This window comes from Streptococcus humanilactis, from assembly GCF_019448275.1.
GTDB classification, from domain to species: Bacteria; Bacillota; Bacilli; order Lactobacillales; family Streptococcaceae; genus Streptococcus; species Streptococcus humanilactis.
In genome coordinates this window covers 1-217 of record NZ_JAHXBZ010000054.1, presented here as the reverse complement: position 1 = coordinate 217, position 217 = coordinate 1, and the positions used below count along the sequence as shown (strand labels likewise).

Annotated in this window: 1 protein-coding gene; it reads right to left on the bottom strand. The window is 44.2% G+C overall.

The features are described from left to right. Positions 1–217 (bottom strand): hypothetical protein (locus KV696_RS09840; RefSeq protein WP_219967538.1); only part of this gene is annotated, 217 nt, incomplete at both ends.

Genomic DNA, 217 nt, shown 5'->3' with positions numbered 1-217 from the left:
TTTCTACGTCTGGTAGATCACTGTTTGGTACTTTACCTTTTCCGTCTTCACCGATTGTGACTGTGATTGGCTTGCCATCTTTACCTGGGATTTCTACCGTAGTACCTGGTGGGAATGTTGAGCCATCTGGTCTCTTAGGTGTCACTGTAACATCACCAGTCTTAGGATCTTGTTCCAAGTCTACTGTTGGAGTTACTTTAGCTGGGGTTGTTACATT